The 15,220-nt window shown below is 53.4% G+C and carries 14 protein-coding genes; 11 read left to right on the plus strand and 3 right to left on the minus strand.

Annotated elements, in window-relative coordinates; genetic code table 11:
* The first annotated feature begins 52 nt into the window (after positions 1-52).
* A complete protein-coding gene (locus IAE55_RS19740; protein WP_200633657.1) occupies positions 53-664 on the plus strand; it encodes a DL-endopeptidase inhibitor IseA family protein in 612 nt (203 codons plus the stop codon).
* Positions 665-1,168: 504 nt separating this feature from the next.
* Here IAE55_RS19740 and IAE55_RS19745 read toward each other — a convergent pair.
* The gene (locus tag IAE55_RS19745; protein WP_105443842.1) at positions 1,169-1,558 is read right to left on the minus strand and encodes a hypothetical protein; all 390 of its coding nucleotides are present in this window, start codon (positions 1,556-1,558) and stop codon (positions 1,169-1,171) included.
* Positions 1,559-1,957: 399 nt separating this feature from the next.
* Here IAE55_RS19745 and IAE55_RS19750 point away from each other — a divergent pair, with 399 nt between their 5' ends.
* The 6 genes from IAE55_RS19750 to mmsB all read left to right on the plus strand — a co-directional run bounded on the left by IAE55_RS19750 (position 1,958) and on the right by mmsB (position 10,212).
* Positions 1,958-2,965, plus strand: coding sequence for a substrate-binding domain-containing protein (locus IAE55_RS19750; RefSeq protein WP_105443841.1), 1,008 nt, complete (start codon positions 1,958-1,960; stop codon positions 2,963-2,965).
* Positions 2,955-4,877, plus strand: a complete 1,923-nt coding sequence (locus IAE55_RS19755; protein WP_145156561.1) for a cache domain-containing sensor histidine kinase — start codon at positions 2,955-2,957, stop codon at positions 4,875-4,877. The genes IAE55_RS19750 and IAE55_RS19755 overlap by 11 nt, the downstream gene beginning before the upstream one ends.
* Positions 4,877-6,091 (plus strand): response regulator, encoded by a 1,215-nt coding sequence (locus IAE55_RS19760; protein WP_200633658.1) that lies wholly within the window; start codon positions 4,877-4,879, stop codon positions 6,089-6,091. Before IAE55_RS19755 ends, IAE55_RS19760 begins: the two co-directional genes overlap by 1 nt.
* 281 nt (positions 6,092-6,372) lie before the next feature.
* The gene (gene chvE, locus IAE55_RS19765; protein ID WP_200633659.1) at positions 6,373-7,458 is read left to right on the plus strand and encodes a multiple monosaccharide ABC transporter substrate-binding protein; all 1,086 of its coding nucleotides are present in this window, start codon (positions 6,373-6,375) and stop codon (positions 7,456-7,458) included.
* Between the two features lie 50 nt (positions 7,459-7,508).
* Positions 7,509-9,059, plus strand: a complete 1,551-nt coding sequence (gene mmsA / locus IAE55_RS19770) for a multiple monosaccharide ABC transporter ATP-binding protein (protein WP_200633660.1) — start codon at positions 7,509-7,511, stop codon at positions 9,057-9,059.
* Complete coding sequence (mmsB, locus tag IAE55_RS19775) at positions 9,043-10,212, plus strand: multiple monosaccharide ABC transporter permease (protein WP_089546345.1); 1,170 nt, start codon at positions 9,043-9,045, stop codon at positions 10,210-10,212. Before mmsA ends, mmsB begins: the two co-directional genes overlap by 17 nt.
* A gap of 70 nt (positions 10,213-10,282) precedes the next feature.
* Here the strand turns inward: mmsB and ant(6) are convergent, their stop codons facing one another.
* Entirely contained in the window at positions 10,283-11,137 is an 855-nt protein-coding gene (ant(6), locus tag IAE55_RS19780) for an aminoglycoside 6-adenylyltransferase (RefSeq protein WP_200633661.1), read from the minus strand.
* Positions 11,138-11,525: 388 nt separating this feature from the next.
* Between ant(6) and IAE55_RS19785 the strand changes: the two genes are divergently transcribed.
* The 3 genes from IAE55_RS19785 (at position 11,526) to IAE55_RS19795 (ending at position 14,202) form a co-directional block, all read left to right on the plus strand.
* Complete coding sequence (locus IAE55_RS19785) at positions 11,526-11,918, plus strand: NIPSNAP family protein (RefSeq protein WP_145156566.1); 393 nt, start codon at positions 11,526-11,528, stop codon at positions 11,916-11,918.
* Positions 11,915-12,703, plus strand: a complete 789-nt coding sequence (locus IAE55_RS19790) for a hypothetical protein (RefSeq protein WP_200633662.1) — start codon at positions 11,915-11,917, stop codon at positions 12,701-12,703. Before IAE55_RS19785 ends, IAE55_RS19790 begins: the two co-directional genes overlap by 4 nt.
* Positions 12,704-12,846: 143 nt before the next feature.
* The gene (locus IAE55_RS19795) at positions 12,847-14,202 is read left to right on the plus strand and encodes a serine hydrolase domain-containing protein (RefSeq protein WP_200633663.1); all 1,356 of its coding nucleotides are present in this window, start codon (positions 12,847-12,849) and stop codon (positions 14,200-14,202) included.
* A gap of 24 nt (positions 14,203-14,226) precedes the next feature.
* Here the strand turns inward: IAE55_RS19795 and IAE55_RS19800 are convergent, their stop codons facing one another.
* Entirely contained in the window at positions 14,227-14,505 is a 279-nt protein-coding gene (locus tag IAE55_RS19800) for a hypothetical protein (protein WP_200633664.1), read from the minus strand.
* 333 nt (positions 14,506-14,838) lie between these two features.
* On the opposite strand from IAE55_RS19800, the gene IAE55_RS19805 reads away from it, so the two are divergent.
* Positions 14,839-15,156, plus strand: a complete 318-nt coding sequence (locus tag IAE55_RS19805; protein ID WP_200633665.1) for a hypothetical protein — start codon at positions 14,839-14,841, stop codon at positions 15,154-15,156.
* Positions 15,157-15,220: the final 64 nt, after the last annotated feature.

The following is a 15,220-nucleotide window of genomic DNA, read 5'->3' on the forward strand; positions in this document are numbered from 1 at the left end:
GAAACTTTTTCCATCCTGATTTCGTTTAACAGGGTGGAGGCGATAATACAAGATGAAACTTAATCGAAAAATTGGATTTACACTAGCAACCGGTTTGATGGGAGCAAGCCTGCTGGCTGCTGCGGCCGGAGCGGCTCCGGCGGGGAGCGTGACTGTTCCGGCGCAGGTGCCGGAACAAACGGTAGAGAAGGTCGTCGTGACCGACGCAACCAAGATCAGCAAGCTGAACCATACCAGCGTGACGCCATTAATCATAGAAGCTGAGAAGCGGTATTTTTATGCCCTGGGCGGCGGCAAGGGATTAGGGGACACATTCGAGGTCGATGGCCGGCAGTATCGGTACTTGTCCGATGATATCGGAACCCGGGAGAAGCTGATGAACTATTTGAAGTCCGTATATACGGAAAAGGCAGCGGCCTATTTTGTGGACAAATATTTCATTTCTCATGATGGTCGTTTGGCCCAGCTGAACGCCGATGGCGGCAACATTCTGGAGTTCGACAAGGCGACGGCCAAACTGCTCAGCATGACGGATACGCAGCGCGTGTATAAGCTGAGCGTTCCTTACCCGGAGCATCTTCAGGGTCCGGCATACGTGACGGTCAAGTTTGAGAAAGTCGGGCAATTTTGGAGAGTGGGCACCGCCCCGCATGCGATTTTTTAGTAGGATCTCTACTTTCGAAGTTCCATATGCATTGAGGGAAGAGGAAACAGACGAAAGACCCTGCCGGCTCCGGCGGGGTCTTTATTTAAGAGATCATAAAGTATAAGTTTCGGAGCTTCTGCTTCCTGATCTCGCAAGAAAAACCTCCTCTAGAAGCGGTCTGTCTTCTTTGAAGGTACGTCGATAGACGTTTTTCTTATAATATCAGAATGTATAAACTCCAGAGCTATTGCTTCCTGATATTGCAAGAAAAATTACCTTTAAACGCGGTCTGTCTTCTTTGAAGGTACGTCGATAGACGTTTTTCTTATCAAAAAACCAGCCTGGACAACGCGTCCAGGCTGGTTTACAAATTTCATTATCAGTTTCCATTTGAATTTCGTTCGAGCATTCTGTTTCCATTGACCGTGGTGAATCATGTTATCCTCCATGTGTGAACGCCGGATCCGTATCGGAGCGCCCGGATGACCGATCAAAACGTTGGACGGTCGTATGTACCTCCAGTTACCCGAATGAAGTATGGACACTTCGTTCGACGATTCCCCTTAGTTCAGCCTTGTGCGCCGCATATTGATCTGCGCTAATGCTCCCTTTGCGCAGGCGCTCATCCAGCTGGCGGGTCAGCTGCGATACTTGCAAATCGATGATTCTCTGGATGTCGGCTCCCTGGTCAGCGGCGATGTCATGCAGGGACTTGCCCTCATACAGCGCCTCATACAGTTCCTCGTCGGAGTCCTGATGGAGAGCTTCCAGCAATTCGTCTTTATCCTTTACGCCGGTGGTGGCCCATTTCGCGGCCGGGCTTGCGCTTGTGATGGAGGCGCTTAACGCGGTGCTTCCAAAGGACATGATCACGACCATCGTTCCGACAATCATCACTCGCTTTATGTTCATGGTTAAAAATCCTCTTTTCATGTATTTTGTTACGGGTCATTTGTGTGAACGGATATGGGGGATGTGAGATCTTCAGCCTAAGGTCATTATAGACAGCAAACCTGAGGAAAACCTTAAAGATTCTATAACCGTACCTAAAGATTTTACGTGTTGCTTCCCGGATCGGTTTCACTTTAGAGATAAAAAACAACGGAAAGCTCATGAGCTTCCCCCAATATCTATTGGCCATTCCGGTGAAATCAGGGGAGCATCAAGGGTTTGCCGATGGACAGTAAAAGGTGGTGCTGCAGGATAGTGATACGGATATTGGCAAGTTCTTGCGCTTCCCAAAAGTTTGCCTTGTGCTATAATGTAACCGATTCCATAGAGTTCAGCAGACTGTGACAAGGGGAAACGCAGATGAAGAAGATGATGATGGTTTACCTGGTACTAATCATTGCGTTTGGCGTCTATGTATTTATGTACCGGATGGATGACAAGCGTTCTTCTGCATGGCCGGACGGCGGGCTGCACGGCAGCATCGGGGAGAACTATGTGATGGTAACCTTTCAATCCGGAATGGAATATTGGAAAAATATTGTGAAAGGCTTCGAGGATGGAGGCGACGCCCTCGGCGTGTCCGTCGAATACCACGGAGCCACCCAGTACGACGTGCAGGAGCAGATCACCGTGCTTGAGCAAGTCATTGCCAAAAAGCCTGCCGGCATCGCGCTGTCGGCCATCGACTCCGACGCTTTGACCGCGACGATCAACAAAGCGGTGGACGCGGGCATTCCCGTCGTCCTGTTCGACTCGGACGCCCCGGACAGCAAAGCGTACTCTTTTCTTGCGACCAATAACTACGATGCGGGTGTGGCGGCCGCCGATAAAATGGCGCAAATCGTCGGCCGGCAGGGCGAGGTCGGCATCATCACGCAGTCCGGCCAGCAAAACCACAGCGACCGCACATCAGGGTTCAAGGAAACGATCGCGAGCCGATATCCGGCGATGTCTGTGGTTGAGGTGAAGGAAGGAAAAGGCGACGCCATGATCGCTAAGTCCGCGGCCGCGGACATGCTGGGCAAGCATCCGGACCTTAAAGGCATTTTCGTGACGGAAGCCAGCGGCGGCACAGGGGCGGCGGACGCGGTGATCGCTGCGAATCGGACCGGGAAGGTGAAGATCATCGGGTTTGATACCAATAAAGAGACGCTGGACCGGATATCCGACGGCACGATTTCAGCGACGATTGCTCAGGGGACATGGAATATGGGCTACTGGTCGCTGCAGTATTTATTCCATCTTCATCATGGGCTGACCGTTCCCGCACCGACGCTGGGCAACGACGTATCCCCGCTGCCGCCGCGGGTGGATACCGGCATTACAATCGTTACCCGCGAGAATGTGAAGGATTATTATGCGAAATAAGCTGCGTAACAATTGGCGGCAGCGTCTGCTGCAGTGGACCCGGTTCGGTGATCTGCCTCTGCGGTACAAGCTGATCATCCTTTTTCTGATGGTAGGCATCCTTCCGTCGATTGCGCTCGGTGCATTGGTCAACTGGACGGTCAATCGGATCGTCGACGGGCAGGTCACGGCGAACACGGTGCAGCTCATCGGCAAAGTCAATCAGACGCTTGATAACGATATGGAAAACTTGCAGAACATTACGTATTTGATCGGCTTTGACCCGGCCATCAACCGGTTCCTGAATGGGCAGATTGCCGCTGAAGGGGCGGGTGCCGCCGGAGGGATTGCCGGACAAGCGCAGCGCCCGCAGATTAATGACCAAAACGGGGAAGTGTACGCCTTGAAGAAGTATCTGCAGGGCTTCACGACGCTGTATCCGGAAATTGCCGCCATCCTGGTCGTGAACCACAACGGCGATTACATCAGCAACGAAATGTATGCCCGGACGCCGGCCAATTTGACCCGGGATTCGTGGTATGAGGAGGCTGCGGGACACGAAGGGATTTTTACAGTGCTGGGTCATCCTTCTGAGCGAAACGTCACGACGCATGTGCATTATGCCAACGATGAGTTGATCTCGGTCGTGCGGTCCTTTGTCGATCCGGATACGCGTAAAGTCACAGGAGCCGTGCTGATCGACTTGAAGCTGCGGGCGGTGGCCAGCACAGTCCGGAACGTCACCCTCGGTAAAAACGGGTATTTGATGGTAACCGATGCCGGCGGCTCGGCCATTTACACCCCGGATGAACCGTTGGTTCGGGACATTCCTTCATCCTGGATTCCCCGGGAAGACAGCGGCATGTTCAGGCATGAGGTCGACGGCAGGCGGCTGCAGTTTATTTACGGCACATCGTCTTTTACAGGCTGGCGGACCATCGGCGTATTCGACAGCGGCGAAGCGGTCCGCGAAGTGCGGGAGATCCGCTTCTACGTGATCTGCTTCCTGTTTGTCGTCTGCATGTTCGGCCTGACGGCCTCGTATACGCTGTCGCAGTCCGTGTCCCGGCCGATCCGCCAGCTGATGGCCTTTATGCAGAAGGCCGAATCCGGGGATTTGACGATCCGGTATTGGGGCGGAAGGCAGGACGAGGTTGGTATGCTGGGCCGCAGCTTTAACCGGATGCTGGCCGAAATCCGCAAGCTGCTGAAACTGAGCGAGCTTCGGGAACGGCAGAAGCGCGAAGCGGAGCTGCGCAGCCTGCAGGCGCATATCAAGCCGCATTTTTTATACAATACCCTTGATACGATCCATTGGATGGCTAAGAAAAAAGGGGCCGACGATGTGTCCGATATGGTAGAGTCGCTGTCCAGGCTGTTCCGGATCGGGCTCAGCAAAGGGGATGACATCATTCCGATGACCGACGAATGGACACATATCTCCAGCTATTTGCAGATTCAGAAGACGCGCTACCGGGACCGGCTCACCTACGAGCTGGATCTGCCCAAGGAAGCGGAAGGGCTGTACGTTCTAAAGCTTGTGCTTCAGCCAATCGTTGAAAACGCCATCTATCACGGCATTAAGGCACGCCGAGGCCCGGGCATCATACGGGTGTCCTCTGAGGTGGAGGGCGGCGTCCTGCGCCTCATTGTTAAGGACAACGGGGCGGGGATGTCCCAGGAGCGGCTAGTTGCGCTCCGCCGCCAGCTTCAGGATCCTTTGGCGGCCATGGATCATCCACCGGAAGAAGGTGGACCGGCCAGCCGCAGCTATGGCATGCTGAACGTCCAGGCGCGGCTTGCGCTGACTTTTGGGGAAAAATACGGAATTAGCATCGAGAGTACGGAAGGCACGGGCACGAGCGTGATGATCGAGCATCCGCTGCTGCATACGGTCCCGGCGCAACGTGTACAAGATGGGAGAGATCGTTAATGAAGAAGCGATATCAGGTGCTGATTGCGGACGATGAACCGATTATCCGGGAAGGCATCATGGATTCGGTGGATTGGGAGACGCTTGGCATGGAGGTCGCCGGTGAAGCGGAGGACGGGGAGGAAGCGCTTGAGTTCGCCCTGCGCGAAGCGGTCGACATCGTTCTGGTCGACATGAATATGCCGATCATGGACGGCTTGACGCTGATGAAGCGGCTGAAGGCCGAACGCCCGGCGTGCCGGTTCGTCATCATTACCGGGCATGACGAATTTGCCTACGCACAGGAAGCGATCCGCCTCGGCGTCAAGGATTATATTTTGAAGCCGGTCAACAGCGGCCATTTGCAAGAGGTGCTGCAGAGCGTCAAGCAGGAGCTTGATGAGCAGCAGGTGCAAAGCCACTATTTGAAGCAGGCCTCGGAGCAGATTGAGCGGAACATCCCGCTCCTGCGGCAGCGCTTCTGCCAGGAGTGGATTCAGGGGCTGGTGGATGACGGGAACGCGCTCGAGCAGCTGGAGTTTCTTGGCCTGCCTTCCGGTTTCCCGGCAGAGCTGGGGATCGTCAGGTGGCCGGAGACGGCCTCAAACCAGACGCTGATGAAAGAGAGCGAGAGACAGCTGTATTTGTTCGCGATCGAGAACATCGTTTCGGAGCTGCTGCAGGATACGCCCCATCAGGTGTTCCAGGAGCATACGGAATTGATCGGCATCTGCTTGTGGGATAACGCGCCGCTGGAAATGGCCGCGAATATTGAATCGGCGGTGCAGCAATATTTGAAAATCACCGTCCACTGCCAGATCGAGGAGGTGCCGGAAGGCCCGGGTGCTATGGCGGCCGCGTATGACGCCTGCCGGGAGGCGGTGTTCCGGGACGCGCAGCTGTCCCCGCTGGTGCGGCGGGCCCGACAGCTCATCCACGACAATTACGACCGGCCCGAACTTACGCTGGAGTCGTTTGCGGAGAGCCTGCAGGTATCGCCGGTTTATTTGAGCCGGATGCTGAAGAAGGAGCTGGGGACTTCCTTCGTCGGCTTCCTGACGCAGACGAGGATCCGCAAAGCGATCCAGCTGCTGAACGCGACGAACCTGACCATCCACGAAATTGCCGAGCAGGTCGGCTACGACAGCCAGCATTACTTCAGCACTGCATTCAAGAAGGTGATGGGCGTCTCGCCCAACCGGTACCGGCGCGGCGACGCGTATCAGGAAGTGTAGAGGCCCGGGAGGAGCAGGCGGCATCATTATAAACCCAACGACCGACGACCGAAATTTTTCGGTCGTTTTTTATTTGCCCTTATAGCCATCCCACACGTCTTACCCTGGCATGACCCTCTGGCAACGATCCCAACAAAGGTTTGAAATTTATAAAAAAGGTTCGATCCGTGGAAAGACCCCGGCGCGGGTCAGCATGTATCCTTTGAAGTACAGAGAGGCTTTACGATCCATTGGATGTAAGCGCTCTCGACCTTGGGCATACCGGAAAGGAGAACGTACCGATGAAGAAAGCAATGTTAGCGCTCCTGATGGTCGCGATGCTGATGGCCCTGACGGCCTGCAATCTGGCCGAGAGCGGAGCCGGTGATAAAAGCAAGGGCTATGTCGGACTGGCGATGCCGACCAAATCGTCCGAGCGCTGGGTGAACGACGGCAAAAACATGGAGCGGCTGTTCCAGGAAAAAGGCTACAAGACCGATTTGCAGTTTGCGGAGGATGTGGTCGAGAACCAGATTTCGCAAATCGAGAACATGATTATCAAGGGGGTTGACGTCATTGTCGTCGCCTCGATTGACGGAAACACGCTGACCGACGTCATCAAGAAGGCGCATGATCAGGGGATTAAAGTCATCTCCTATGACCGGCTGATCCGGAACACGCCGTATCTGTCCTACTACGCGACGTTCGACAATTTCAAAGTCGGCGTGCTGCAGGCTTCCTATATTGAGCAGAAGCTAGGTCTTAAGGAAGGCAAAGGCCCCTTCAATATTGAGCTGTTCGGCGGATCGCCGGACGACAACAACTCCTATTTCTTCTACGACGGCGCGATGTCCATTTTGAAGCCGTATATCGACTCCGGCAAGCTGGTCGTCCGCAGCAAGCAGACGACGATGGCGCAGATCGCGACCCTCCGCTGGGACGGCGCCTTGGCGCAATCACGGATGGATAACCTGCTCAGCGCGAACTACTCGAACGCGAACCTGGACGCGGTGCTGTCGCCGTACGACGGCATCAGCATCGGGATCATTTCTTCGCTGAAGGGCGTCGGCTACGGCACGGCCAAAAAGCCGATGCCGATCATCACCGGCCAGGACGGGGAGCTTGCTTCCATCAAGTCCATCGTCGCCGGGGAGCAGACGCAGACGGTGTTCAAAGACACCCGCAAGCTGGCGGAGCAGGCGGTCAAGATGGCTGAGAGCATCCTGAAGGGCCAGAAGGCGGAAGTCAACGATACGAAGTCTTACGATAACGGCATCCAAGTCGTGCCGGCTTATCTGCTGCCGCCGGTATCGGTCGATGCGACGAACGTCGAGAAAGAGATGGTGGAATCCGGTTATTACACCAAGGCGGAAATTGGCCTGAAGTAGTCCGAAGTTCAGAATCAACATAAGCGAAGCGAGGGGAAGGTGAAGCACACATGTCGGAATACATTTTGGAAATGAGGAACATTACGAAGGAGTTTCCCGGCGTCAAGGCGCTGAGCAACGTGAACCTTAAAATCCGGGAAGGCGAAATTCACTCCCTGTGCGGGGAGAACGGGGCGGGCAAATCGACGCTGATGAAGGTGCTGAGCGGGGTCTATCCGCACGGTACCTATGACGGAGAGATTTTATTCAAAGGGAAAACCTGCGAATTTAAAAATATCAAGCACAGCGAGGAGCTCGGCATCGTCATCATCCACCAGGAGCTCGCGCTGATCCCGTATCTGTCGATTGCAGAAAATATATTCCTCGGCAATGAACGGTCGAGCCGCGGCATCATGAACTGGAATGAAACGATCACGGGAGCGAAAGAGCTGCTGGAGAAAGTCGGACTGAAGGAAAACCCGAACACGCCCGTGGGCAATATCGGGGTCGGCAAGCAGCAGCTGGTCGAAATTGCGAAAGCGCTCTCCAAAAAGGTCAAGCTGCTCATCCTGGATGAGCCGACCGCGGCCCTAAACGAGGACGACAGCGAAAACCTGCTCCAGCTGATGCTGGAATTCAAGCGGCAGGGCATCTCCTGCATTCTCATCTCCCACAAGCTGAATGAGGTGTCGAAAGTATCCGATTCGATCACGATTTTGCGCGACGGCCAAACGATCGAGACGCTTGACATGAAGGGCGGGGACGTGAACGAGGACCGGATTATCCGCGGCATGGTCGGACGGGACCTGACGAACCGTTATCCGGAGCGCACGCCGAAGATCGGCGATACGATTCTGGAGGTCAAGGACTGGACCGTGTACGACGAACAGCGGAGCGACCGCAAAATGCTGGATCAGGTCAATCTTCATATCCGGCGCGGGGAGATCGTCGGCATTGCCGGGCTGATGGGGGCCGGGCGGACGGAGCTGGCGATGAGCATTTTCGGCAAAGCTTATGGGCGCAACATTTCCGGGACGCTGATCAAGGACGGAAAGCCGATCCAGAACAACACGATCACGCAGGCGATCGACAACGGCTTTGCGTACGTGACAGAGGACCGCAAGCATTACGGCCTGATCCTGATCGACGATATCAAGCGCAACATTTCGCTGACGGGGCTGCCCAAGCTGGCCAAGGGCACGGTGATCGACGATAAGCAGGAGGTTCTGGTGGCGGAGGAAATGCGGAAGAAGCTGAAGATTAAGACGCCGAACATTTTGCAGAAAACGGGGAATCTCAGCGGAGGCAACCAGCAGAAGGTGGTGCTGAGCAAATGGATTTTTTCCGAGCCGGATATCCTCATTCTCGACGAACCGACGCGCGGAATCGACGTGGGAGCCAAATACGAAATTTATACGATTATCAATCAGCTGGCCGATGAGGGCAAAGGCGTCCTCGTTATTTCTTCCGAGCTCCCGGAAATTCTAGGGATCTGCGACCGCATTTATGTGATGAACGCTGGCCGGATCACGGGCGAAGTGAGCCGTGAAGAAGCTTCGCAGGAGACGCTGATGAGATATATGACCAAGACTGGAGGGGCCAAGCATGGAAACGTTGGTTAAACTGTTTAAAAATAATATCCGGCAGTATGGGATGATCATCGCCCTTGTCGTCATCATGATTTTGTTTGAAATTATTACGGGCGGCCTGCTGCTCAAGCCGATTAACATTACCAATCTGATTTTGCAAAACAGCTACATTCTCGTCCTGGCGATCGGGATGGTGCTGGTCATTATTACCGGGCATATCGACCTGTCGGTCGGCTCGATCGCCGCGTTCGTCGGTGCGGTGGCCGCCATTATGATGGTTGACCTGCACTGGCATCCGGTTGTTGCCGTTATCGCCTCCCTGGTTGTCGGTGCGCTGATCGGCGCCTGGCAGGGCTTTTGGGTCGCTTATGTAAAAATCCCGGCGTTTATCGTTACGCTGGCCGGCATGCTGCTGTTCCGCGGTCTGACGATGATCGTGCTGAAAGGGCAGTCCATCGCGCCGTTTCCGAACGGATTTCAGAAGATCAGCTCCGGCTTCATTCCGGATTTCGGCAGTGCCGGAACGAATATCGTGGCGGTGCTGGCGGGAATTCTTTTCACCGTCATCTATATCGTCAATGAGCTTCGTGACCGCAGAGCACAGAAGAAATATAACTTTGAAGTGGTCTCGGGCGGACTGTTCATCCTGAAGCTCGTCGTCATTGCGGCCATCATCAACGCATTTACCTTTATGCTTGCGATCTACGCCGGGCTGCCGAACATTCTGATTCTGCTGCTGGTGCTCATTATCATCTACTCGTTCGTCATGAACAAAACCGTGATGGGACGCCATATTTACGCTCTCGGCGGCAACGAAAAAGCGGCGGATCTGTCCGGCGTGAAGACGAAAAAGGTGACGTTCTGGGTCTTCGTCAACATGGGCGTGCTGGCGGCCATCTCGGGACTCATCTTTGCGGCACGCCTGAACGCGGCCACGCCTAGAGCCGGCACAAACTTTGAGCTGGACGCGATCGCCGCAAGCTTCATCGGCGGGGCATCGGCGACGGGCGGCATCGGAACGGTCTTCGGCGCCATTATCGGCGGCCTCGTCATGGGCGTGCTCAACAACGGGATGTCGCTCATCGGTCTGGGGGTCGACTGGCAGCAGGGGATTAAGGGTCTTGTCCTTTTGGCGGCCGTAGCCTTCGATATATATAATAAGAAGAAAGTGACTTTTCTGAAGTGATCGTTTTGAAGCAGCTTAACGGAAAAGGCTGGCATCCCCCGGATGCCAGCCTTTTTTAATAGCGGTTCACTTACTTCCATGCAGAATAAACATTTTCCGTATACTTTGAAATGGCTTCGTCGTAATCGGGATACGGATATCCGAGACGGCTAGACACCGTTTTGGAATATTTTCTGAAAAGCTCATAACAAGTGAATAAAGACTTCCACATGTGCTCGTACCCGTTCTCCGCGTAGGTTGACAGCAGAGTCTCCCAATCTTCAACGGGAAGGTAACGGTCGATAAATTTATAATTTTTTCCTACGCTAAAGGTAAACCCGTGCTCAGAGCCAATTTGCCAGGCCATCATCCTCAGCAGATTGGGCCGGGCGATCCCGTTCAAGTGGTCGATGGCAAACAGGATTTCTTTTCGCGCCAATCCCTTGACTACGTAAGTGGATACCATCCAGAACTCATTGCAGCAATCGTCGAATTCCCTGGCCGTAGGCTTTTTAATCCAATACTGGCGGTCATCCGCGATCACCTCATTTGTCATGACAGCATCCTTATCCAGCAACACCTCGACCAAACCGTCGCTTTGGGTGAAATAGTTCTCCACCTCATTGAATGGAATCAGAGTCAAATCAACTTTATTGCCGTCTTCCAGGTGAATTAGATAGGAAAACCAATTGCCCAGTTCCGGCGGAAACAGCTCCATATCCTCAGGTTTTTGCATCATGATGCGCTTCCCTAAAAAGTCGAGCCACCCGTCATGCTCCTTGAACGAATCCATTTCGGTTACAAAATAAGAAATGTCGTAATCCTGGAATGCATCCGAAGGGATATTTGTGTTGGTGCGCGATCCTTCCAGGGTCACCAATCGAATCCGGTCATCGTGTTTTGCATAATCCAAAAGCAGCTTCATCATTTCTTGCTCACATCGCATTTTGCCTTCAACCTCCCCTATTTTCTAGGTCTGCAATGTCATCCTTGAAGGAAGGCGGTCCGCGAATCCGAAGGAAACAGCGCTCTCGGTCTGAGGCACGTTATAACTTATCCAGCCGCTTTTTCATAAGTCATGGCCCTCCGTTTCTTGAACGATAATGTTTTATTTTACCATAAATTAAAGGCATACCCCAGCAAAAAACATAACGTTTGCACTCCGGGAGGCGTTTATAATAATAGACGAGTCGAAGGAGGCGGGAGAATGGCCTTATTACGAGACAGTTCGCAGCAAGAAGAGCTAAAAGAGCAGTACGATCGTCTTTGGATCGAATTTCAGCATATGGAGGATCGAAAAGTTTGGGTTGAATAATGTGGGAGGAAGTGAACAGATGTTTTACCGCAGAAAATTTTACATTGTGAAAAATGAATTTGTGGACGTTTTCAACCGCCATTTTAATGAAACCAATTTACCGAATCAAATGAAGCACGGCACCCGCCTGATCGGAAGATGGATGGTGCCTCGTGATGAATCCACTACCGAAATTTTTGCGATTTGGGAATATGACAGCCGCGATCAGTACGAGGAGATTGAGGCTAAAATAAGAAGCGACAAGGAACACGTACGGCGGATACAGAACTGGTACGACCAGCATGGCGGCAGGGACCGCGTGTATAAGGAGTATCTATTAGAGGTCCGAAATGAAGAGCTGTTATCTACGGTTGAACATGACGGATTGGCGGATTCGGAATCGGCCGGGCGGCAGCAGGAAAGAGCGACATGAGGAAAGTTCCATTAACGATGGCATCGATGTTGTTATTCGGTTTCTTACTCGCCTGTAATCAAAGCGACGATCTACCGGATAACGCTGTATCCACTGAGATTTCATCGACGGATGACAACCCTGGCGAAGGTATGCAGCAGCCATCCACTTCTTCCCCGGGCACTTTGGTTGAACGGGTCAGCCGATTTCCGGAATCGTTCCTTTCGGGATCGGTTGTGCTTGACTCGGCTTCGGATACGCGGGCGGTTCGTGCAGAAACCGTGACCCGGCAAGGGACTCTCCTCATGATTTCCCAAGGAAGGGAGGAACGGGGGCATTTAGCGGTTCCGAGCAATTACGGACGGGAAGGGGACCTGACGTTTCAGGCCGACTATTCCATCGTTTACAGGCAAGCCGGGAAGGAAGATACTCTGTTATTGGACCTGCCTGCCTTTTTATTTGTAAGACCCGATGACGGGAAGGTTCCTTTCGAACAGGTTCGTTTCCAAGAGGCGGATGTTTACTTTCTTGCGCCTCAGTATAAGTCGGGTCATGGAATGGAGGCGTACGTATTTGCGATCGATCGCCGCAGCGGCGAAGCCACAGCTTTAAAAGTCATGCAAAAGGGGCATGCTTTCGGCACGCTTGTGTATTCGGAAATAAAGCCTTTCCCGCACATCGAAAACGACCGCCTGGTGGTCCATCCCCCGATCGGAGCCGGGACTCCCGAAGAAGACACCCGCGATGTGTTATACCGGTTGGATTTGGCCAATAAGCGGTTGGTGGCCATCGATAATAAAAATTAATTATAACTATGCTGTATATTGCCGCCCCCTTTCCCGAGGTGATACGCTGGAGATGTTAAATCCAGGAAGGCGGTGCTTCCATTGGTAAGAGTATGAGGTTGCTGACAACAGAATACAAATATTCGATCCATGGAGGCTATAGGATGCCAAACGTAGAGCAAATAACGAAGCGGCTGGACCAGCTGCTGAATGATTATATCGCGCAGGATGGCGCGGCAGCGGGCATGTCTGTAGGAATCGTGTACAATCGCGAGCCTGTCTACGCCAAAGGATTTGGTGTGAAAAGTAAAGAGACCGGAGCCCCGGTGGATGAGAATACCCTGTTCCACATGGCCTCAATTTCCAAAACCTATGTGGCTACGGCGGTTATGCAGCTCGTGGAACGCGGACAAATCAAGCTGGATGAGAAAGTGACGGCGTACCTGCCTTACTTCAGGCTGGAGGACACGCGTTATCGGGATATCACGATCAGGCACATGCTCACCCATACCTCCGGCATGCCGGATGAGGATGATTATGAATGGGATCGGCCTCAGTTGGATCCAGGAGCGCTGGGGCGTTACGTTCGCAGCGTATCGAACCGAGAGCTGTTATGGGAACCCGGTCAGGGAACATATGCTTACAGCAACATAGCCTTTGAGGTTCTCGGTGATGTCATCGCGAAGGTCTCGGGGGTTTCCTTTGAACAGTACATGCAGGAGCATATTTTGGATGTGCTTGGCATGGAAACGAGCACCTATACGATGCCGGATGCAGACCAGGGCCTGCTTGCCGCCCCGCATATTATGGGGATGGGATCTTCCTTTGGAGCGAAGGTCAGCCGCGTTTATCCGTATAACCGGGCGCATGGGCCAAGCTCCACCTTGCTGACGAGTGCGGCGGAATCGTGCAGCTACGCGGCGACTTACTTAAACGGGGGAAAATGGGGCACTGCACCCGTTCTGCAGCCGTCCAGCATTGAGGAGCTGTGGCAAAGCCATGCACCGGCTGACGATTTCGGTTATTACCGGAACATTGGCCTGGGCTGGTTCATGGGACCGTATAAGGGGCTGGAAGCGAAAGCGCATGGCGGATCGGACACGGGATTTCGTTCCAATCTGGTCGTCTTGCCCGAACCGGGTATCGCGGTAACTCTCATGTTCAATACCGATTACCTTGGACTCCATCAGGTCAACAACGCCATCTTGGACGTGCTGCTTGGGGAGCAGGTCGAAGTGATTCCGCGTTCGCTGACGATGCATGCAGCTGGAGTATTGGCCGCGGAAGGAATAGAATCGGCCCTGAGTGTATACAAGGCGGGCAGCGAGCAGCGCTCCAAGCTCGGTTATGTACCGTACGAATTCGACTTCGGCTTTCAGGGCATTGCCGGCAGACTGCTTCGAGGCGGGGAACCGGACGGAGCCGCGGCCATCGTTGATTTAGCGTTAGCGCTGGATCCGGATGATCAAGAACACCGTTTGATGAAGGATCAGCTTGCTGATTCTATTGCGCGATCCTGATCGTCGTCGCGGCCGCGGCCGCCATCATGTTTTGAACACAAGCCGGTGAAACAGGAACGCAGCGGCGGCCGAAATCACGAGAGAGATCAACCACACCGATATTTTTTGCGGTGTAATCCGCGGACGGTCGGAGCCGAATTCAACTTTGGATGGCAGGGGTTCCGCACCGTTTGGATCATAGGCGGCCATCATGTTGGCTGTATGTTTTTGGGTCATATACATGCCGAGGCCCGTCTGAATGCCGGTTTGGATAAGAACAAAACAAACGGCAAAGATGATAGGTAAAGCGATGTACTTTAGCATAGATTAGTGAGTTCCTCCGATTCTATTTTTGTTAAATGTTACCACAGGTAAAATGGAGTTGTCTCTATTTCGACAGGCTTTTTTGATAAGCAGAAATCTGCTGAACCTGTGAAAACCTGAGGGAGCAGTGGATAAAAAGATCCTGGCAATCATGCCAAGGATCTTTTTTAGTGCTCATGCCGGTAATACGGCGGTCGTTCGGGGGCAAAGCTGATGGGTTCGATTTTTTTCATAGATTCCTTGTGCCCCAGAGCTCGTCTAAGATTATAATAGTTTCAAGATGGCGGCTTGCAGCCGTCACAGACGTTAACCTTTCGTAAATGGAGAGTAGTCATGATCCAAAAAGTCTTTGCCTTGATGCTGATTTGCGCCCTTTGGCTTCCGGCAAACTCGGAGAGAGTTCAAGCTTCGGGGTTATCGTCATGGGAAGGGCCGATCCTTACGAAACGCGTACCCATACCCGTCGTCACAAGCCCGGCTGTATCCCCCAAGCTTTCAGATGAGGAAGCGAAGCGGCTAAGGGAGGCCTACGGCCTCGAGCAGCCTGAAACAGAGATACGACAGAGCATCGGCGATTTCGGCGCCAGCTTCCGTACTCAAGAGCTGCTGGCATGGATATGCATTTTATTCCTGTCCTGGGCACGGCTGTGATGCAGATTACAGAACCTGATCCAGCCCTGTGCTATGATGGGTTCGGTTAAATTAGTGATTATTT

This window comes from Paenibacillus sp. S28, from assembly GCF_016624415.1.
GTDB classification, from domain to species: Bacteria; Bacillota; Bacilli; order Paenibacillales; family Paenibacillaceae; genus Paenibacillus_AQ; species Paenibacillus_AQ favisporus.